Source organism: Holosporales bacterium (assembly GCA_031263535.1).
Lineage (GTDB): Bacteria > Pseudomonadota > Alphaproteobacteria > UBA3830 > JAIRWN01 > JAIRWN01.
In genome coordinates, this window is sequence record JAISFO010000026.1 from 36,845 (window position 1) to 56,764 (window position 19,920).

The following is a 19,920-nucleotide window of genomic DNA, read 5'->3' on the forward strand; positions in this document are numbered from 1 at the left end:
TTGTGGGTTTCGCGCGTTATAAACATGCTTATAAAACCTCTAAAAATCGGCTCGTTAAACATAGAAACCCCGGTTTTCCTTGCCCCTATGGCAGGGGTTAGCGATCTGCCCTATCGCCAACGCGTGCTTAGTTTTGGATCAGTCCCTACATTTTGCGAGATGGTCGCTTCTGAAGCAATTAACCGTAAGAATGGGCGTACTATGCGTATGGTGTCGCCTGCCTCTGGCAGCCCGAAAATAGTCCAAATCGTCGGGAATGACCCACTCAGCATGGCCGAAGCTGCCAGAATAAACGAAGATATAGGTGCAGATGTCATAGACATAAACATGGGGTGTCCTGTCCGCAAAGTAGTTACGGGCTTTGCCGGATCGGCCCTTATGAAGGATGAAATTCTGGCTGCGAAAATAGTCGGCGGCGTGGCTAAGGCTGTAAAAGTGCCAGTTACTGTGAAAATGCGTATGGGCTGGAGCAGCGAATCCCTAAATGCCCCAAGGCTAGCCGCCATATTACGTGACAATGGGGCGCAGATGATTACTGTACATGCTCGTACCAGAAACCAGCTGTACAGCGGAGCTGCCGATTGGAAATTTGTAAGAAAGGTCAAGGATTCTGTCGACATACCAGTTATAGTTAATGGAGATATAGTGGATGAAAATACGGCCATAGAGGCGCTTAATGATTCAGGTGCGGACGGTATCATGATTGGACGTGCAAGCCGGGGTAAGCCTTGGATTTTAAGCCATGTCGCCCACTTTCTAAAAACCGGCGAAGTTAACCCTGAACCGAATCAAAGCAAAATCCTGAAATACTTAAGTGATTTTATGTCAGATTTCCTGGCTTTCTATGGCAGTGAAATTGCCGCAAAGCTCGCAAAAAAGCACATTTGCTGGTACACAAAAGGAATGGACGGGGCAGCAGAATTGCGCAGTAGAGTAAATGCGTCGTCCTCTATAAACGATATGTTGAGTTTGGTTGAAAGCTTTGCAGGCGAGGGGTGCAGTCATGCAAGATGATCTGTCGAAAATTTTAGAAGGCAAACTGGAAAGATATTTCGCCGAAACCCGCCAGGATAAAATTCCTTCAAGCCTGTACGATTATATAATGCATGAGGTTGAGCAGATTTTGATTAATAAAACACTCAACTATACTGACGGTAATCAGACTCAGGCAGCCAAATTGCTGGGGCTTAACCGCAATACCTTTAGAAATAAAATAGCAACACCTCCAAGGAGGGCCTGCGATTAAAAAACAAAGCCACATATACAGATTCTACCACGCGTTTCACAGCTTTTCATCTAAACCAAAGCTAAGAAGAATCCTGTCGTATTTAGTTTTCGTTTCGGCTTATTTTTCAGGTGCTTTGACGTATGTGGTTCACCACAAACATTTTTTCAGCATTGGCCAGCATCAATGGAGCGTATTGATTTATCTGGACGCAATTTTGCTGTTGCTGGCGGCGTTTATAGTTGCTCAACGCCTGGCGCGGTTGTGGTCGGAAAAGCGTACAGGACTGGCTGGATCAAACCTGCAGACTAAGTTAATTCTGGGGTTTTCTATTCTGGCCATTTTGCCATGTCTGATAATGATAATTTTCACCGCTGCGTTTTTTCATGGAGAATTAGAAAGCTGGTTTTCCGAGCGCAATAAAGCCGCGCTGTCTGCCTCAAAGCAAGTGGCAGAGCTATATATTAAAGAACATCAGAAAAACATAATCGAGGACGCCAATACAGTTGCATATTTAATATCAAATCAATTGCCCGCGATTATTGACTCAGAGGACGCCAGAAACAATTTTGTGGCACAGCTTACAACGCTTAAATCGCTGGCGGATATAGTGGTCTTTGATCAAAACATGGCGGTTATTGCCAGGTCACCATTCAGCTTTGCCGCCGAGTTTGCGCCTGTGAAACATCAGGATTTGATAAAAGCTTGGCAGCAGGGCGTTGTTCTTGTAGGTGGGTCAGAATACCAATTTGCGCGCGCTTTAACGTCTACAGAAGTCATGGGTAACACCTTTTTCGTCTTGATTGGCCGACAGCTGGACAACTCTGCTATTGATTATATGGAGAAAACTAAGAAAGCCACTTATGAATACGAAAATTTACAAAACAAACGCTCGCACTTAGAGCTTGGGTTTATTGCGGTTTTCATGGCTGTAAGTTTGCTTTTAGTATTGGCCGCAGTAAGCGCGGCGCTTACCGTTTCATGGCAATTGATTAAACCAATAGGCCGCCTGATCAACGTTGCAGAGAAAATCCGCAGCGGCGATATGAACGCCAGGGTTCCAGAACATAACGCTAAAGGCGAGCTGGGCTTGCTGGGTAAATCGTTCAATCAGATGGTCAGTGAGTTGACTTTGCAGAAAACTCAACTGCATGACGCAAATAAATTTATTGAAAACGTGCTTGCAAATATCTCTTCCGGCATCATAAGCCTCAACAATAATAAGAAGGTGCTTCTTATTAATCGGGCTGCTTGCAATTTGTTGAATGTAAGCGTTTCAAAATGCCTGGGGAAGCCGATATACAGGCTTTTTCCTGAGATAAAGGATATTTTGGATCACAATAACAGCAGTACATATGAGAAAGAGCTTCAAGTAAAACGAGGACTAGAAGTCCGTGTTTTCTATGTCAGGGTAACAAAAGATATCGACGGGTATATTGTTTCAATTGATGATTTGACTGAGCTCTTTGTTGCGCAGAAAATGGCCACCTGGTCAGATGTCGCCAGGCGAGTTGCTCACGAAATAAAAAACCCACTAACCCCCATACAGCTGGCCGCCGGAAGGCTTAAGCGCAAATATCTTGGGCAAATTAGTAACGATCAGGAAACCTTTTCAAATCTTGTAAAAACAATCGTTGGTCAGGTTGGGGATATCAAGCGGCTTATCAATGAGTTTAGTCAGTTTGCAAAAATGCCGTCGCCTGTCTTTGCAGAGTTCAATTTCGTCGAGATATTCAGTGACGCATTATTGCTGCAGCAAGTTGCAAACCCAGACATTGCTTTTGTAAACGCTTGCAAATATGATACGCTGAGCGTAAAAGGTGATGCCAGAATGCTACACCAGGCGGTTAGCAACGTTGTACTTAACTCAGTCAATGCAATCGGGGACATGCCTGAAAAACCACAACAGCCCAAAATTTTGGCTAATGCTTTAGATAAAGGCGACAACATAGAGGTGACTGTTGAAGATAATGGCCCAGGTTTTCCAGCAGAGCACCTTGATAAGCTGACAGACCCCTACGTAACGATGAGTTCAAAAGGAACAGGTTTAGGCTTAGCCATTGTGAAAAAGATACTGTTAGATCATGGCGGTAAGCTGTTTTTGGAAAACGTGCCAAATGGTGGAGCGAAGGTTTCTATGCTTGTCCCCAAAATTCAATGATTGATTTGCTGTAGTTATGCAAAGGCAAGAAGTCCTGGTAGTAGATGACGAGCAAGAGGTAAGAGCCCTTATCTCGGACGTATTGCGTGACGAAGGGTATGTCGTCAAACAAGCCAACGACGGCTTGTCAGCAATGAATACTTTAAAAAGCTTCCTTCCATCGGTGGTTCTGCTGGATTTGTGGATAGGCACCGATGAATCGGCTGGTATAGAAATCCTGCAGAAGATAAAAGAAAAAAGCCCCCATTTGCCGGTTATCATGATATCCGGGCACGGAACGATAGACGCGGCAGTAGAAGCCACGCGACGTGGAGCATACGATTTCATCGAAAAGCCCTTTGTTATCGATAAGTTACTGTTGGCGGTTAAACGAGCTGCCGAGTCTTGCCTGCTGGTCGAGGAAAATCTTAAGCTGCGTAAAAGAATCGGTCGAGACAACCAGCTTATAGGTAAATCTGGCGATATCAGCCAGATTAAGCAAATGATAAAAAAAGTCGCCGGTACCAACAGCCGCGTGCTTGTGACTGGGCCAATTGGCGTAGAGGTCGAGGCAGTAGCATTTGAAGTGCATAATTGCTCACCTCGCCAAGATTTACCTTTCGTTTCTTTCAACTGTGCCAATGTGGACTCTGGCGCTTTTGAAAAAGAGCTGTTCGGTGAAGAAAACCTCAACGGAGAGATAGCGGCTCACGGCGCGCTGGACGCGGTTGGTGAGGGTACTTTGTTTCTTGAAGAGGTCACCGACCTGTCGGCCGAGTTGCAATCCAAACTTGTGCGAGCGCTGCAGGAAAATGCCTATAAGCGGGTAGGAGGGCGACAAGCGCTTGATATTAAAGCCAGATTGATCAGCTCAACATCAAGTAACATCGAAGAGCTAATAAACCAAGGCAAATTCCGGCGAGATCTGTACTACCGGTTAGGGGTTGTGCCAATAAAGGTTCCGCCTATTAAAGACAGGCGAGAGGATATAGAACAACTGGTGAATTTCTACCTTGATAACGCCAATGATTTCTTCAGTTTGCCGCCAAAAAAGATAAGCAAAGAAGCGTTGGCTTTGCTTGTATCTTATAACTGGCCCGGCAACGTCAGGCAGCTGAGAAACGTAATCGAATGGACGCTGATCATGAGTGGCGGGGCCGATGAAGAAGAAATCTCCATCGAATCTCTTCCACCAGAAATCAAGTCCCCGAAGCATGCTGTTTTTGACGAAAGTGTTAACATGGATCGGTTTGTTAACCTTCCGCTGAGGGAAGCTCGCGAGATGTTTGAGTATGATTACCTGCTTATGCAGGTCAATCGATTTCTGGGTAACGTGTCAAAGACCGCAAGCTTTATAGGTATGGAAAGATCTGCTCTGCACAGAAAGCTCAGGTCCATGGACTTAACCAGAGAAAAAAGGCGTCTTGACGACGGAGTAGACATTGAAAACTGATTTAACCGCCTCTCTTATCTCAAGGTTATGCCACGATGTTGCCTCCCCTATTGGGGCAATCAAGCTTGGCTTAGACGTTGCGTTTGAAAACAAAGATCCTGATATATTGTCAGCTATTGAGGGCAGCATCAAAAAGGCAATTGCCGTAATTAATGTTTTTCGAATAATAAGCGCCAAGGACAGCATTACCTGGCAGAAAATCAAGGATGTGATGGGCGAATATGCCAGCAGCAGGGGCGTGCATTTGAGCCTGGATATCTCAGCTCTTCAACCGCACAGTCAATTGGCCAAAGGCGTTTTTATGCTATTGGCCATTATCGTCGGTTCATCCAGAAAGCAATGTATTTTTAAGCTGTATAATCTTGCCGAAGATCAATTTTGCCTTGAGGGAACAGGCGAGTTTTTCTTATCTAACGGCGATTTAGCTGGCCTGGTATCCGAGGCGTCTGAGCATTCATCAAAAACCGCCTTAGCAGACTACTTTTTGCAATATTCAAAGGATGGTGGGCTAAGCCTTTCTTTTAAAGAAACAAGCAGCGCTAGAATTAAACTGCTTGTTTCTCTAACCTCGAAAGCGTAATTGGCGAATTATTTCATCTTCGATTAAGCACTTTCTCGTTGAGACTCAATCTACTATTGATGTTACTGACTATTAAAAATATTTATTTAATACAAAAATTCGCTCAAAAATGAACTACATTTATTAGTCTATGATCAGTTTGCGCAAATACGTTGCCATGCACCTTCCTGCTTCGCGAAGGCAGGCGGATTGTCTAATAACAGACGGACTCGTTAGTATTAATGGTCAAATAGCGCGAGTGCCATCCTTAATCGTCGATCATCAGCAAACAGTTTGTGTTGATGGGGTGAAATTGCTACCCAAGGAAATTAAGTACGCTGTTTGGTGTTACCATAAGCCCAAGGGCCTTGTTACTACTCATAAAGACCCGCAGGGAAGGCCTACGGTTTTTGCCGATCTGCCTAAAGAAATAGGGCGCGTTATATCTGTTGGGCGTCTTGATATAAATACTGAAGGGCTGCTGTTAATCACCAATTGTCACGCCTTCGCGCGTTATATGGAGCTGCCCAGCAATGGGTTTATCAGAACCTACAGGGTAAAAGTTTTTGGTCATATTGACCTTAAACGCCTTCAGCAATTGAAGTTCGGTGTTACTATTGAACAAGTTCAGTATGGCGGCGTTATTGTTAAGGTTGAAAAGTCGTTAGGGCTAAACTCTTGGCTTCAAATCAGCATCTGCGAAGGTAAAAACCGGGAGGTCAGGAAGATAATGGCTTATCTAGGGGTAAAAGTTGCAAGGATTATTCGCGTCTCATATGGACCTTTTAAGCTTGGTGATTTAGCTCCTCATCAGCTTAGAAAAGCGCCAAGGCACTTGCTAAAACGGTTTGCAAAATGCTTCGAGTAATTGCAGGAAAGTATAAAGGCAGGCGGCTGTCAACCGCTGGTATAGAATGTGCCAAACCAACCTCTGGCCGTGGGCGTCAGGCTGTATTTGATATCCTGTCTAACTTAGCCAATATTGGTAGTAAAGAAACGCTTGATGGCGCGTGCGTTGTTGACTGTTTTGCCGGAACTGGCGCTTTTGGGATAGAGGCAGCTTCGCGCGGAGCGCAAGAGGTGATTTTTATAGAACAATCTAGCAGCAACTGCGCCCTCATAAAGATAAACGCTAAGTTCTTGGTGGAAAAATGCACTATATTGAACTCTGACCTATTTCTTGTGCCAAAAGACAAGATCAGTCGCGGGTCTGTTGACTTGATGTTTTTAGATCCGCCATACAACAAAAATTTTATAGGGCGATGCTTGGAATACGTGCTTAACAATGGCTGGCTGTGCAATCGAGCATTATTGGTACTGGAGGCGGAAGCCGGATTTAATCTAAAATTGCCAAAACGCCTGGTTGAAGAGAAAACTCGCATTATCTCCAGCTCTAAATTTACAGTTATCCGATATATCGATTCGGGAATTTAGAAAAATATTGCTCTTCACATTGGCGGAGGATAAGCTGCCATCGCGCCTGCTGCGCAGCTTGCCCGTGTGGTGGAATGGTAGACACTACAGACTTAAAATCTGTTGTCGGTAACGACGTGGGGGTTCAAGTCCCTCCACGGGCACCAAAGTTTTGCCGCTTAAGATTTTTAAAGTCACAGCTACAGCACTTAAGCTATACCGTTCCAGTCGATATGAACTTACACTCAGCAATCTTCAATATCTGCCGGTCTATGGTTGCTAGAGGAAGGTTATTTTTGACAGCCAACCAGAGGTAAGAAGCGTTATAGAAAGATAGGCTATGCTTAAAAGCCAGTCGGTATATTTTCTCTTCGTCTCCAGCAATGTTTATATATTTCAGATTCAAATTGATTAGTATTTTTTGAAATTTATTAAGATCGTCCTGACCGATCTTTAGCGCTTTAAGTAATACATTATGTAGTTCATACACCAGTAAATCTGGGGCTATCAGATCCGCGTCAAATACCCATCTAAAGCCCTCATTAAACGGCTTGATCAAAAATTCAACAAGATACGAAGTATCTATAACTGCACGCATCAAGAGCGTCCATCATCAATGGCTTTACGCACATCATCTCTACTCAATTCGCTAAGCACAGGTAGGTTGCTCAAAGCCTCCATTAATCTAAGTTTTCTAAGCTGTTCAGTAGAAACAAGAGCATACTCCCGCTTTTTGTGAGTGATAGTTAGAATTTCGCCCGCCCCAACCTTTGGTAGCAGCTTAAACATCTGAGCTCGAAAATCAGTAAGTGTTATGTTCATAATACTATCTCAAATATGAACGTTATTATAACATAAAAACGATCATAAAGCAACTTGTAAAAGTAATATTTCATTAAGCCTTTGTTACACATAAGCCCCATTAATGATTTATTTTTTTGACTTTTTTCTTATTGCAAGAAAAGCAAAGGGGCGGTAGTGACGAAGTACTGGTTTTTTACTAATACAACAGCTAATTGTATAAGTAAGATACAATTGATTGAGAATCGTTTTATCTTAAAGACTAGCTTAAAAAAAAACTTGGTGGATACTACAGGATTCGAACCTGTGACCCCTGCCGCGTGAAGGCAGTGCTCTACCACTGAGCTAAGCATCCATATTAGAAACGGCCGATGCGCCAGTATTCTTACAATCTTTGGTAAGAGCTTGCAATAACATAACTCTGGCTCTGGGGACGGATTTTGAATATCCGCTGAGCACCTTTTGCAGGAAAAAATCAATCAAATCTAGTCCTTCAAACACATCCTGCCAGGTGACGATATGATTGTCGCCCGATACAGCAAGAAAACCGGGCAATTTTAAAAGCTTGTCTTTGTATGGCTCACCAACAGATTGGCAAACTGCATGACCAGTCTTAGGCGAGACATAAACTAAACCGTCACTCACCCCGGTAACAGCACATTTATTAAGGCTGAGCCCATAGCCTGTGTGTTGCATCAACCCAAGCTCAAACCTAATATACCTGAGGATCCAGTCTGGCTTGGCTATATTCCGAAGAAACTTGGTTAGCTGATCGTAAATATCCTTTATCGCCTGTCTTTCTGGACACAAGCTGAGACAAAGCTCACAAACTGATTTAATAGCCAGCAGTCTGTGTTTACTGGCATGCGCCAGGATAAACGGCTGAAGCTTAGTTTCAATCGTCATATTCCCAAGATTATCGGATATACGGGATCTCCACCGACATTGAACAATATCCCCACACTCAAAAACGGCCCGAAATGCGAAGCGAGTTCGCCTGCCAGAGGCGCCTTTGACAAAACCAGCCCATTTGCCATGGTTTTCTGACATCACCGTCAAGATTGAGCTGGATTCCCCATATGGAGTTTTGGACAAAATCACTGCGTCATCATTCCAATCCATTATTTGTTTATAGTCGTACTGACGAAATGTATCGTTTCAGAATATCACTTCTGCCTTGTACATGCAGCGGTTATGTACAATACTGAGCCGTTATAACTTTCGGCACAAAAATGGCCAAAAGACGCAAGAAGTCTCGTTTACGCGGCAAGTCATCTAAAAGACGGTCAGGTTGGGTAAAGCTGGTATTTGCGACGCTGCTTACCGGAATGTCAGTGCTGTTTGTGCTATCAATTTTGTATTTGTATGACCTTCCCAGTATAAACGATATTTCTCCCCCAACCAGAACGCCATGTATAATAATAAAGGCCGAGGATGGAACCTTGCTGGCAACCTATGGCGACGTTTTTCGTAAGCCAGTGAAGGCTCAAGAGCTTCCAATTTACGTCCCTCAGGCAATCATATCCATAGAAGACAAGCGGTTTTTTGATCACTGCGGGATTGATGTTTGGGGGCTTTTACGCGCTGCATGGGCAAATTTTCGCGCACGCAGGTATGCTCAAGGAGGCTCAACCATAACTCAACAGCTTGCCAAAAACGCTTTCCTGTCGCCAGAAAGGTCGGTAAGACGCAAAATCCAAGAGGCAGTGCTGGCGCTGTGGCTTGAAAGGCGCTTTTCCAAGATGCAAATACTGACCATGTATCTTAACAGGGTATATTTCGGATCAGGAACCTATGGCATAGACGCGGCGGCATGGAAGTTTTTTCAAAAACCAGCTAAATCCTTAACGCTTTATGAGGCTGCTAAGCTTGCGGCTGTCCTGAAAAGCCCAGCTAAATACTCGCCGTTTAATAACCCTGATCAGGCAGATATGCGTGCGATAAAAGTTTTGGTCAGTATGATACAAGCCGGATACGTTACACAAAAACAAGCTGAGCTGGCGATAAATAAGCATAGAGAGAACCTGCGACCTAGCGCTCATGGCGGGGAGGGGTACCGCTGCTTTACCGACTGGGTGATGGAGGCGATTGCCCAGCTGATTCCTTCAAGCAGCGAAGATTTGGTTGTAACTACTACGCTTAACTACAGGATGCAGACACATGCGGAAGCGGTTGTGGCAAAGCATATAAACAACCTAATAAAGCAAAATAAACAAGTGCCCCCTCAGGTTGCCCTTGTATGCATCGACGGATATGGGGCCATCAAGGCTATGCTGGGTGGATTTTCCTATAAGCTGTCCCAGTTTAATCGCGCAACGGCAGGGCGCCAAAGCGGCTCAGTTTTTAAATTTTTTGTGTTCCTTTCCGCCCTTGATAAGGGGCTTAGGCCGCATAATACGATAAGTGACCTTCCTTTAAGAATAGATGAGTGGTCCCCTAAAAATTATCACTGGGCAAGTAAGGGCGAAATATCGCTTAGTGATGCACTGGTTTTTTCGGTTAACACAGCTACGGTCAGGCTGGCCCGCAAACTGGGGTGTCAGTCGATAATCGACACAGCGCGTACGCTTGGCATAAAAGGGCATTTACCCAACGACCTGACCTTGTCGCTGGGCAGCGGTAACACATCGCTGTTTGAGCTGGTTGACGCATATAATATCATTAACACCCGAGGGGTCAGGATACCTGCTTACGCCATATCGAACATAAAAACGACCAGCGGCAAAATTCTCTACCAGAATCCGATTCAGGTAAATGCGAAAGTGTTCCCAGATCAGGTAGTGTTAAATATGCGCAAAATACTGACCAACGTAGTGGTGTACGGAACTGGTAAACGAAGCCAGCTGCCAATAAGTTCTTACGGTAAAACCGGCACCAGTAATAAAGGTCGCGACGCATGTTTTATTGGAGGGGCGCATTCATTCACTGCAGGTGTTTGGACAGGACATGATGATATGACCTCTACGCAGAACCTTGGTGGAGTGCTTCCAGCAAGCATATGGCGTGACTTTATGCTTGCTTGCGTGGGCCTTGCATCATTTTTGAAAGCCTCTGATATTCCGCAGTTAAATTTGACCTCCTACCCTCAACTTGGGCGTGTGCCTAAAAATATAGGTGATCTTATTAACACTTTGGATGCTCGCAGATAATCTTCGCAATGCCGCTCGTTCATATTTTTTCTTAACAATAGGACAATTTTGTGTTATAATACTCAGTGTTGCATAAGCGACTATGGCGATAAACGTTATAAGTAATAGATGATTCGGACCCGGGGGCAGAACCCGGCACCTCCACCAAAACTGCGGGGGTGAATTAGGCTCGACGGGCATTGAAAGTTATGATTTTTGCTCGGCATTGTACCGCCGTTATCGGGCTAATTGATAAGTGCAAACGATTATGCACTGCCTGATATGCGCGTAGCAGCCTGACGGCTAACTACTAAGCGTTGAAAGCACGGTTCGGAGGGTGCCGGGTAACAGAACGCCCTCCATTAAGTTTAATCCTGTATAACCGCCTCGTTCATCCTTAACTGTTGTGCTTTTTGTGCTTATGTGCTAGAAGCAATGGTAAATTATTGGTTTATTGAAGAGTTTTAAAGGCGCTTAATGACTAAAAGGATTCAAGCTAAACATAAGATAGATCGTCGCTTAGGGTTAAACCTGTGGGGGCGGGCAAAAAGTCCAGTGAATGACAGGGAGTATGGACCTGGGCAACATGGCATGAATCGCAAAAAACCTACTGATTATGCGGTACAGCTGAAAGCTAAACAGAAAGTAAAGGGCTACTACGGCAACATAGGAGAGCGACAATTCCGTTCTCTTTATCAGGAAGCAACCCGTAAGCATGGAGATACCAGCGAAAATCTTATCGAACTTTTAGAAAGACGGCTGGATGCTGTTATTTACAGAATGAAACTGGCTCCTACTGTTTTTTCAGCGCGCCAAATCGTCAATCACGGACACGTAAAGGTAAACGGCAAACGGGTTAACATTCCATCTTACAGAGTCAAGGACAGCGATACGATAGAACTAGTTGAAAAGATGCGTAATAACGTCGTCGTGCTGGAAGCAGTTCGCTCGGGCGAAAGCTCAGTTCCTCAGTATGTAGAGATCGATCACGGCTCTATGAAAGGCAAATTCATACATGCTCCTAAGCTGGTCGATGTTCCTTATCCTGTTATGATGGAGCCCAATCTTGTGGTTGAGTTCTACTCACGTTAACAGGTTTTAAAGTACGCCAAAAGGGGTCGTAGCTCAGCTGGGAGAGCGCTACGCTGGCAGCGTAGAGGTCAGGGGTTCGATCCCCCTCGACTCCACCAGTAGTTTTGCTGGATTTGTTGGTGATTTCGTTTTTTAGGATTGTTTAAGGTTTTATATTTTATCCAACTACTGTCCAACTCTTTATAAGAAAATCACTGAAGTTTCTGTAAATTTCAATAATATTGGTAAGCATTGATTAATGCTATAAGGAACTACTTTTGGTTGAATGTTTATCTAGGAATAAAGACATGAGCCTTAGAAAATTGACTGCAGAGGAGAAAAAAGAGTTAAAGGAGTTACAAGAGAAATATCCTTTAAAGGTCGAAAGATATCTGGACATAGATACAGTTCTGGTTTTGGAGCTGCCGTATCTTATGCTTGGGATAGACATGAAAGGATATAACCCAGCAGGGGGTTATGGCGGAATTGTGGAGCATTCTTTAATAAAAGAAGCTGATGAGATTATTGACAGCGCTGTTTTGGCCAACAAGCTTGAGCTTCAAAAGCGAGAAATAGTAGGCTTTAAGGCCGACCAGATTAGATACGAATATAGTCCTTATTTACTGCCATTGAAATTAAGTATTAAAGATGACAAACCTGAAGATATTAAACGCACGATTGAATATGCGTCTGCGTTGTCCTCATTACCTCATAAGGTAATTTATAAAATTTTTAACATAATAGATGTGATTAGCTGGCTGGATAAGGAGAAGGCCATAGATCCAAGATTCCCTCTGAGCTTACCCAAGAAGCTAGTGAAGCATCATAAGAAGAAGCATGAGATTGTTCAGTATCATAATTTGGAGTGGCTGAGTTCACAAAAGCTAGATTACGTAAGGTTTTTGAATTATTTAGCTGGAAATAAATTAGAAGGAATAAAGTCAAAGTCAATAAAAATCAAAGATATCAAAGACCAAAGCGCTTGGGGAAAGGTGGTGACTGCTCTCAAAGAGATAGGATTATCGGTTAATCACAAAGAAAACAGCAATATCCTTAAGTTCAGTTTTCCAAATCATAAAGGGGAAACGGAGAAAGTAGAGATTTCGTTTAATCTCTTGGAATCAATTATTACCCTTCTCAAAGGTAGCCAAGAATGCTGGAAAAGGCAGTCAAAAGCGCCTAAAAAAGTTCTAAATAAGCCTTAACGCTTAAAATAGCTGACGACCGTCGTAAAAGATGATCTGCATTTGTTGCATGATTACAACATCGTGGGTAGTCCAAGAAATCTGCCTATTTGAAGTCATTGAGACGCTGAAATTTAACGGCTGCCGTTACGACGGTCGTCAGTTAATTCTGTTTTGATGCGTAGCAGTCTAAAACCCAAGCCAAGACTGGTTTTAACTGACCATACAGGAACGACGGTCGTTACGACCGTCGTAAAATAGACATCAATCTCGCACTTTTCCTAGAGTTTTTCGATGTATATTGTTGTTGCATCTGAATTAAGTAGGTGCTTGATGAATGTTTTTTTAAGGAGTTTTGTATGGATTTTAGAATTTTGTTCAAAGACTGGAAGTCGCCCTATATCACGAGGGACGAATTGTACGCTGTGACAGGCGGAATGCTGCGGGCAAAAACAATGCGAACGTACGACAGCGAAGGCAAAGGCATAAAAGGGAAGGAGAACATCGGATACAAGCAAGTCGCCTACCCCGTTGAAAGCGTCATTGAGTATCTCGAGCAAAGAGCGGCTAAGAAACCTAAAAAGCCAGAGGTGGCTCGATGATTGATAAAGATGTAACAACCGCCCCCGCTGATGAGCAAGGGGCAAATTCAAAAATCGAGGATGATTCTATCAAATCTACGGCTGATTCCAAGCCTATTAGTGAAGCGAATCAAGATTTACCTAAGTCTATCTTTGGTGGCGTTCCCAATACGAGTGTTACTGACAAACCGGTCAATAGCTTGGGGGGACCTAATACAGAGTCGTGTGGCGTTGAGTGTCTTAATATGATCATCGATCAAAATGATGACCGATTGGTGAGGGTGGAAATCCAGACGGAAGCTGATACCTCACGAGTTGTTGATATTCCTAGAGAGTTGCTCTCGGGAAAAAGAGGAGAACTGCTCATACCATTTCTCGAAAGTAAAGGCCTGCGTCGAGGGACGAAACAGAAAATAATTGATCACATATATTCCAAGGAATCTGGTCTACGTAGGATAAAGCTCTTCGACCAAAGTGGGTGGCATTCATATGAGGGTGAACTCTTTTATATAACTTCTGAGGACGTAAGCTACATTGCTGATCCGCTATCATTAGCTAGAACGGTTAGTAATATTTCTTATGAGATGGCCACCCAATCTCCTATGGGAAGATCACCAGCAGAATGGGATGCTAATGTGGGGAAGTACTTATTTGGCAATCCACTTCTGCAAGCGGCTACCTATTACGCGTTGACTGCTTCGCTGTTGCCTTTTGTTCCAATTGCGATTGCACCTATTTTTAATTTGGTGGGGCAATCGCGTAAGGGGAAAAGCACCGCTTTGAAATTAGCTTTGTCGCTTTATCGCAAGCCTAGCAATAATGCTTTTTTCACTTGGAATAGCACCTGTAACGATATGGAGAATAAGGCACTCGAAAATAATAACACCGTTGTTGTCTATGATGAGATGCATTTTTGTTGCGATCATGCAGGTGAAATCGACAAATTTGTTTTTGCTGCTAGTTCTGGATTAGAAAGGGGGCGTTGTCTGAAATCCGGTAGCTCAAAAAAGCAGAAGGCTTACCAGTGCACGATTCTCAGCTCTTCAGAAAAATCGTTTGAGCAGATAATGAATTCGGCCAAGAAACCAGTAATAGAAGGAAGCTTATCAAGGATAGTTGATTTTGACATTACATGGTTGAGAACCGATAGCGTAGTACAAAACCTACACGGTCACGAGAATTTGACTTCTCTGTGTGCAGCTATAATAGGTGGGGTTGAGCAGAACTTTGGAGGTATTGCTCACGCTTTTGTGAGGGAGTTGTTGAGTCATCCTGATGTCAACTACGATCAGGATAAACTTATTGAATTTGTGAACAAATACTTCAATGAGGCACGGGATAGTATTCTCGTAAGCTATAAAGGCATGGATATCGATCACATATTACGAGAGAGGTTAACTATTCCAATTTGTCAGCAGGCGATTGGCTTGATGGCTCTTGATTTGAGAGCGATAACCTTAGGTTCAATAGACAAGAGGAAGGCGAGAGAGGATATTCTTAGCAGTGCGCTGGCTATAAGGAATTCGATATGTGAGGCTTGGTTTGAGAGGGATAGTATTTGCGAAAGTAGGGAGGAATTTATTATCGACTCCTTCCTGACTAAGTTAAAAGCCAATAACGGGAGATTCCCCATTGTTAAAAGAAACACAAGCCAAAGCGTTGTTACGCTACATGATCAGATAGGGGTATTAACTCCTTCCTGGGGGTGGAGGATGTTAAATCATGAGGACACCACTTATTTTATCATTAGGGATTCTTTTAAGAGTGAGTTTTGTAAAGATGTCTCTGCCCGGAATCTGCTGTTAGCGTTAGAAAATATGAAGTGGCTGCAGAGGGAGAATTGGGCGAATAAGAAAAGGCAGAAGACACTTATTAGTCGGGTATCGATCGACCATGCCCGTTTATGTGTTTATAAGATCGTTATACCAATGCCAGAAGGTGAAACTCGTGAGGTAGATGAGGGCGAAGAGGCCGAGACAGGCAGATGCACTAATAGTATTAGTTGGAAAGAAAAACGCCAGCAGCAAGGTCTTATGAATTAAATGGACAGAGTAAAATCTGGACCTCCCGACTGGATTGATCGCAAAGCCAGAATTATAGCCAACAACGATTGTCCTAGTGTCGCGAGAATGCTGGGTTTGAAGGTATATAGAAAGGGTAGTAACTACCTAACCCACTGCATTAATCCCGCACATGATGATAGAACCCCGTCTCTAATTCTTAACCAAGCTGGCTATTACTGTTTTGGTTGTAATACGAAGGGGTCGGTAATCAATCTTGTTGAGAATGTTAAGAGGGTAGACTTTTATGGTGCGATGGATGTTCTTGACGGTGGACACTCGTGTCGTAGTTCATGCGCACAGACTCGTCTGGTATCGAAAGACACCCCCCCCAGAACAGTCTCAACTGGTAAGGCAGCAGCATACAAGACGAGTCTGGTAAAAAATAACTCATCAGTCCAAATGCAGTTGGTTCCAGCTGAGTACCTGCAGGATATTAATAACTTGCTGCAATTAACAAAGAAAGGCCGACACCCTTACTTAGAAGAGAAGGGGCTTCATAATATTGACGTTGAGGTGTGTGAAAGAGAATTCATCTTCTTCAACAAGCTGACCATTCCCGCTGGGAGCTTAATTATCCCCTGCTATGACTTCAACTTGGAACGGCGAAACATTCAGTACATTCTTCCTTACAAAAACAAGGAAGGGGAGTTTGAGAAGAAATTTCTTTTTAATCTGCCATTTATGAATCTGTTTGCTCTCATTAAAGGAGGAGCGCCTAATTCTACAGTGTTGTGCGAGGGATATGCTACTGGCTTAACAATAAACCTTCTGTTGAACTGGCCAGTGATGGTGGCCTTGAACTGTCATAATTTAGTGAATGTGTGTGCGGGGATTAAGGGAGCCTATAAGGCGTGTAAAAAGTCTCAACCGAGGATTTCTCCCAGCTTACACTTTTGCAGTAAGGACATAGTTTTCATTTTTGCCGATAGCGATGATAACGGAATAAAGAACGCTGAGAAGACGAAATTCCCGTATATTCACGTGCCGTTTACAGAGGAGGACAAGCTTGCTTTTAAAGAATTGAAAGGAGACAGTTCGCGCAATCCGACAGATATTAACGACTATTACCAATTGTATGGAGACAAAAGAGCAAGGAGGCTTGTTGCTGCTCTAGCAAAAGAGAAGTTTGGTGTAGCCTTAAATATAGAAACAACCTCACCTGAAACATCTACAATTGAGGAGCCTTCATTTGAATCGGTTTTAAATGAATCAAGTGAGGAATATTCGTTTGATGACGTCTTGAATAATACGCTTTCAGAGACGTCTGAATCAAGTGTGGCGAACTTAAAAGAAAGTGCACAAACTCTTCTAGTATTGAGTGAAGAAAACTCAACAGACTCGTCTGGTAAAGATAATGAGCCAAGTAAGGATACTTACTTTTCTAAAGACGCCTCCCTACCAGAGATAATAAAACTCCTATTGAGTCGTTGTAGCACGCAACAAACACACCCTTATTTAAAGTCGCGGGGGTTAGAACCACACAACTGCAAAGTGCTGCAGGAAGATTTGTGTATGAACGGCCAACTTATTCTCCCCAAAGGGATTTTAGTGGTGGAGTACTTTGACTTCACTTTAACAAACTCTCTTGTTAATGATAAGTACTGGGGTATTGAGTTGTTCTCACATCTTAGCGAGGATGGAATTAATTTTCCCTCAACTAAACTACAGTTTGGTAATGGTAAAGGACACGGCTTCTTTTCTATCCCCGAAAATGCAAGCTTTCCGTTAGGTGAGGAGCAACAAGAAACCGTAAAGAGAAGAATCTATTGTGAGGGGTTTGCTAACGCCCTGACAGTCAGCAGAGTAATAGGAAGTGAAGTCATATGCTTATCCGACTATAGGCATATCTATAAACAACGTCGCCGAGAAGGAGAGGTCTTCCTCTCTTGTACAGAGGGGGCTCAAATAGATGCAGGAAGAAAATTTCAAAGCATTCCCATTTACATACATTTTGATTCCAAGGAACTCAGAATTTTTGAGAGCTTATTTCCCTCCCCCCCTAGAGCCAAAGATATTAACGACTACTATATTACCTTCGGACAAAACAAAACTCGGAATGTTCTAACAGCGTTAATAGAAAAAATCTCATAGGTTGGCTAGGTTGGCTAGGTAGACCTTATAGTGTGGCTAGCTTTTGTGCCAAGCAAAAATGGCTCTGGAAGGCGATTAGAGAGCAGGTTGGCTAGATTGGCTAGGTTGGCTAGGTCATTTTCAAGTGTTATACATACACAACTATATGTAAGTTGTTTTAGGCAATTTTGTCAACAACTAAAAAAAGGGGGGAATAATTATTCTATAAGGAAAAAGCTTCGGAACGCTAATATAGAGAAGAGAGAGAGAAAGAAGATTCTTCTTCTTCTTCTTCTTCTTCTTCTTTATCCTCCTCTATTGCTTTCTGTGCAATTGCTTCAATTTTATTTAGTTTTTACATTTTTAGTTATCAACTCGTTTCCGCGTATATGATCTCCGTAAGCAGCTAGCCAACCTAGCCATGATGCGCTCAAACCCGCAGTGTACAGCCATGTGCTGAGGTTTTGGTTGGGCTAGCCATCAGCCAGCCATAGCTAGCCAGTTTCTTTGAAAAAAGAGGGTGTGTGATACCACTTAAACTCGCAGTGCACAGCCAAAAATGAATTACTTTTTTACTGCCAAAATAGAGCTAGCCAACCCATCTCACCAACCACTACACCCCAGCCAGAACAGACTAGTCTGGTTGTGTACCGCGCCCCACCTCCACCCTTTAATTTGATTTAAGAAGTTAATTAAACACCTATCACAATCGACCGTAGAGTTAGATTAAACTCTGTTCATAGGGGGGATAAACCACATTAACCAATGAATCTGGCTACACGGCTATTTAAACGCGATTGTGTTGACTTCGCCTCTAGACAGCCTTATTCGCAATACTCCCGGCCAGACGGATCTGCGCTAAACAAGTCTGCCCGTCCACACAACAAACTCGCCAGTAACATAGCTAACCCATACCAAACGCCCCTTTCTAACCGCTCATTAAATGCCGGCAATACCGCTAAATTATCCCAGCCAGTCTTCCTCTGTAAGGTTTTTGCCTATAAGTTGTCTGTAATTTTATATATGTGGTGATGTGGATGATTATTTTAGGCATAGACCCTGGGTTGTGTGCTACTGGGTGAGGAGTGATAGAAGATGGCTATCGAGTGAGTAATTCGGTAACGATTAGTGGCGTTGGTGATGTGCGAGGGGTAAAGCAATTATCTTACGTAGGTCATGGAGTGATTAAGACTAGGCCCAAAGATGAGTTGGGTGTTAGGCTGAGTTATATATTTACGAAGTTATCTGATGTCGTGGCTCAATATCGACCGGACATAGCAGCAATTGAAGATATTTTTGTTAATGCGAAGAATCCTCGGTCTACATTGAAGCTTGGTTGTGCCAGAGGCGCTGCTCTTGTAGCTTTGAGGATTACCATTGAAGGAGTGGAAATTAAAGAGTTTCCACCTACTATTGTAAAGCGATATGTGTCTGGCTATGGATTGGCAGATAAGGACTTAGTAGCTCAGAGGGTGAAGATGATTTTAGGGAAGGAATGTCCTGCAGTATCGAAAGACGGCGCAGATGCATTGGCTATAGCTATTTGTGGTAGCTGCAGTTGCAATAATCCTCTATATAAGGCAGCATAGGTAGATTACTACCTGAGGTTGATGAAAGTGTCAGGCTCATTTGCTTGGACTGAATTATTCAAAGGCTTTGCTTGCCTGCTCGTACTTTTAGCTTTCCTTCTCATGGCCTATCTGTTAACTAAAAACAGATAGCACCCACGACAATTCATCTTCCCTACTCACATATAAGCTCCATTAACCAACTGCCATCCTTGCAGCTTGGCTGTTTCTGCAATAGGATTCCAGATAGCGAGCTTCTCCGTCGAAGCTAGTTTCTCATCCTTCAAGTTAGCAATGAAGCTATTCATCTCATTAGGATTATGAATGGATTCAGCCTTGCTAATATAGCTCTCTACCTTGGGGTTGTTTGAAAGTACCTTGTCTCCTGTCTTTACTGGCTTTTCCAGGACAATCTGCTTGGTATTGCGGTCTTTCGAGCTTGAGGCTCTCTCAGCAGTAGCATCTATCTCATCGTCTTCCACCAAGTTCAGCATGTTCAGATACAGATATCGCTTGAGATACGTGTTCATACAGCCAATGTTCTTCAAAATATTCCCCTTAGCCGATAAGTTAAACAAATGAGCTCTTACCTCGTTGATGTTGATAGAAAACATCTCTACCCCAGTCTCGGACTCCAGATCAAAGACCTTCAAATACGCCTCAC

18 protein-coding genes, 3 tRNA genes, 1 other RNA gene and 1 pseudogene are annotated in these 19,920 nt (G+C 43.4%); 18 read left to right on the top strand and 5 right to left on the bottom strand.

Features of this window, described 5'->3' with window-relative positions:
- The 8 genes from dusB to LBL30_03165 all read left to right on the top strand — a co-directional run bounded on the left by dusB (window position 1) and on the right by LBL30_03165 (window position 6,957).
- Window positions 1–1,014, top strand: coding sequence for a tRNA dihydrouridine synthase DusB (gene dusB / locus LBL30_03130; protein ID MDR1032086.1), 1,014 nt, complete (start codon window positions 1–3; stop codon window positions 1,012–1,014).
- Window positions 1,004–1,246: a hypothetical protein gene (locus LBL30_03135; GenBank protein ID MDR1032087.1), complete on the top strand. Its 243-nt coding sequence runs from the start codon at window positions 1,004–1,006 to the stop codon at window positions 1,244–1,246. Before dusB ends, LBL30_03135 begins: the two co-directional genes overlap by 11 nt.
- Window positions 1,247–1,370: 124 nt before the next feature.
- Window positions 1,371–3,386: a HAMP domain-containing protein gene (locus LBL30_03140; GenBank protein MDR1032088.1), complete on the top strand. Its 2,016-nt coding sequence runs from the start codon at window positions 1,371–1,373 to the stop codon at window positions 3,384–3,386.
- 16 nt (window positions 3,387–3,402) lie between these two features.
- Window positions 3,403–4,818, top strand: a complete 1,416-nt coding sequence (locus LBL30_03145) for a sigma-54 dependent transcriptional regulator (GenBank protein MDR1032089.1) — start codon at window positions 3,403–3,405, stop codon at window positions 4,816–4,818.
- A complete protein-coding gene (locus tag LBL30_03150; protein MDR1032090.1) occupies window positions 4,808–5,398 on the top strand; it encodes a hypothetical protein in 591 nt (196 codons plus the stop codon). Before LBL30_03145 ends, LBL30_03150 begins: the two co-directional genes overlap by 11 nt.
- A 130-nt stretch (window positions 5,399–5,528) precedes the next feature.
- On the top strand, window positions 5,529–6,245 hold the full coding sequence (locus tag LBL30_03155) for an rRNA pseudouridine synthase (GenBank protein MDR1032091.1): 717 nt from the start codon (window positions 5,529–5,531) through the stop codon (window positions 6,243–6,245).
- Window positions 6,233–6,811, top strand: coding sequence for an RsmD family RNA methyltransferase (locus LBL30_03160; protein MDR1032092.1), 579 nt, complete (start codon window positions 6,233–6,235; stop codon window positions 6,809–6,811). The genes LBL30_03155 and LBL30_03160 overlap by 13 nt, the downstream gene beginning before the upstream one ends.
- Window positions 6,812–6,871: 60 nt before the next feature.
- Window positions 6,872–6,957: transfer RNA gene (locus LBL30_03165), tRNA-Leu, on the top strand.
- Between the two features lie 47 nt (window positions 6,958–7,004).
- On the opposite strand, the gene LBL30_03170 is transcribed toward LBL30_03165, so the two are convergent.
- From LBL30_03170 to recO, 4 genes are all read right to left on the bottom strand, one after another.
- Window positions 7,005–7,388: a type II toxin-antitoxin system VapC family toxin gene (locus LBL30_03170; protein ID MDR1032093.1), complete on the bottom strand. Its 384-nt coding sequence runs from the start codon at window positions 7,386–7,388 to the stop codon at window positions 7,005–7,007.
- Entirely contained in the window at window positions 7,388–7,612 is a 225-nt protein-coding gene (locus tag LBL30_03175; GenBank protein MDR1032094.1) for a hypothetical protein, read from the bottom strand. Before LBL30_03175 ends, LBL30_03170 begins: the two co-directional genes overlap by 1 nt.
- Before the next feature lie 259 nt (window positions 7,613–7,871).
- Window positions 7,872–7,946 (bottom strand) — tRNA-Val (locus LBL30_03180).
- Entirely contained in the window at window positions 7,937–8,713 is a 777-nt protein-coding gene (gene recO / locus LBL30_03185; protein MDR1032095.1) for a DNA repair protein RecO, read from the bottom strand. The genes LBL30_03180 and recO overlap by 10 nt, the downstream gene beginning before the upstream one ends.
- A gap of 110 nt (window positions 8,714–8,823) precedes the next feature.
- Here recO and LBL30_03190 point away from each other — a divergent pair, with 110 nt between their 5' ends.
- From LBL30_03190 to LBL30_03235, 10 genes and pseudogenes are all read left to right on the top strand, one after another.
- A complete protein-coding gene (locus LBL30_03190) occupies window positions 8,824–10,740 on the top strand; it encodes a PBP1A family penicillin-binding protein (protein ID MDR1032096.1) in 1,917 nt (638 codons plus the stop codon).
- Between the two features lie 27 nt (window positions 10,741–10,767).
- Window positions 10,768–11,083: a transfer-messenger RNA gene (ssrA, locus tag LBL30_03195) on the top strand.
- 113 nt (window positions 11,084–11,196) lie between these two features.
- Window positions 11,197–11,811 (top strand): 30S ribosomal protein S4, encoded by a 615-nt coding sequence (gene rpsD, locus LBL30_03200; GenBank protein MDR1032097.1) that lies wholly within the window; start codon window positions 11,197–11,199, stop codon window positions 11,809–11,811.
- Between the two features lie 22 nt (window positions 11,812–11,833).
- Window positions 11,834–11,909: transfer RNA gene (locus LBL30_03205), tRNA-Ala, on the top strand.
- 189 nt (window positions 11,910–12,098) lie between these two features.
- Window positions 12,099–12,995 carry a hypothetical protein gene (locus LBL30_03210; GenBank protein MDR1032098.1) on the top strand — a complete coding sequence of 299 codons (897 nt, stop codon included), beginning with the start codon at window positions 12,099–12,101 and terminating at the stop codon, window positions 12,993–12,995.
- A 338-nt stretch (window positions 12,996–13,333) separates the two neighbouring features.
- The gene (locus tag LBL30_03215) at window positions 13,334–13,576 is read left to right on the top strand and encodes a hypothetical protein (GenBank protein MDR1032099.1); all 243 of its coding nucleotides are present in this window, start codon (window positions 13,334–13,336) and stop codon (window positions 13,574–13,576) included.
- Window positions 13,573–15,597, top strand: a complete 2,025-nt coding sequence (locus LBL30_03220) for a DUF927 domain-containing protein (protein MDR1032100.1) — start codon at window positions 13,573–13,575, stop codon at window positions 15,595–15,597. The genes LBL30_03215 and LBL30_03220 overlap by 4 nt, the downstream gene beginning before the upstream one ends.
- Before the next feature lie 87 nt (window positions 15,598–15,684).
- Window positions 15,685–15,882 (top strand): annotated as a pseudogene (locus LBL30_03225) (hypothetical protein).
- 135 nt (window positions 15,883–16,017) lie between these two features.
- The gene (locus LBL30_03230) at window positions 16,018–17,709 is read left to right on the top strand and encodes a hypothetical protein (GenBank protein MDR1032101.1); all 1,692 of its coding nucleotides are present in this window, start codon (window positions 16,018–16,020) and stop codon (window positions 17,707–17,709) included.
- Window positions 17,710–18,794: 1,085 nt separating this feature from the next.
- Window positions 18,795–19,277 carry a crossover junction endodeoxyribonuclease RuvC gene (locus LBL30_03235; GenBank protein MDR1032102.1) on the top strand — a complete coding sequence of 161 codons (483 nt, stop codon included), beginning with the start codon at window positions 18,795–18,797 and terminating at the stop codon, window positions 19,275–19,277.
- Window positions 19,278–19,435: 158 nt separating this feature from the next.
- On the opposite strand, the gene LBL30_03240 is transcribed toward LBL30_03235, so the two are convergent.
- Window positions 19,436–19,920 (bottom strand): hypothetical protein (locus tag LBL30_03240; GenBank protein ID MDR1032103.1); only part of this gene is annotated, 485 nt, incomplete at its 5' end.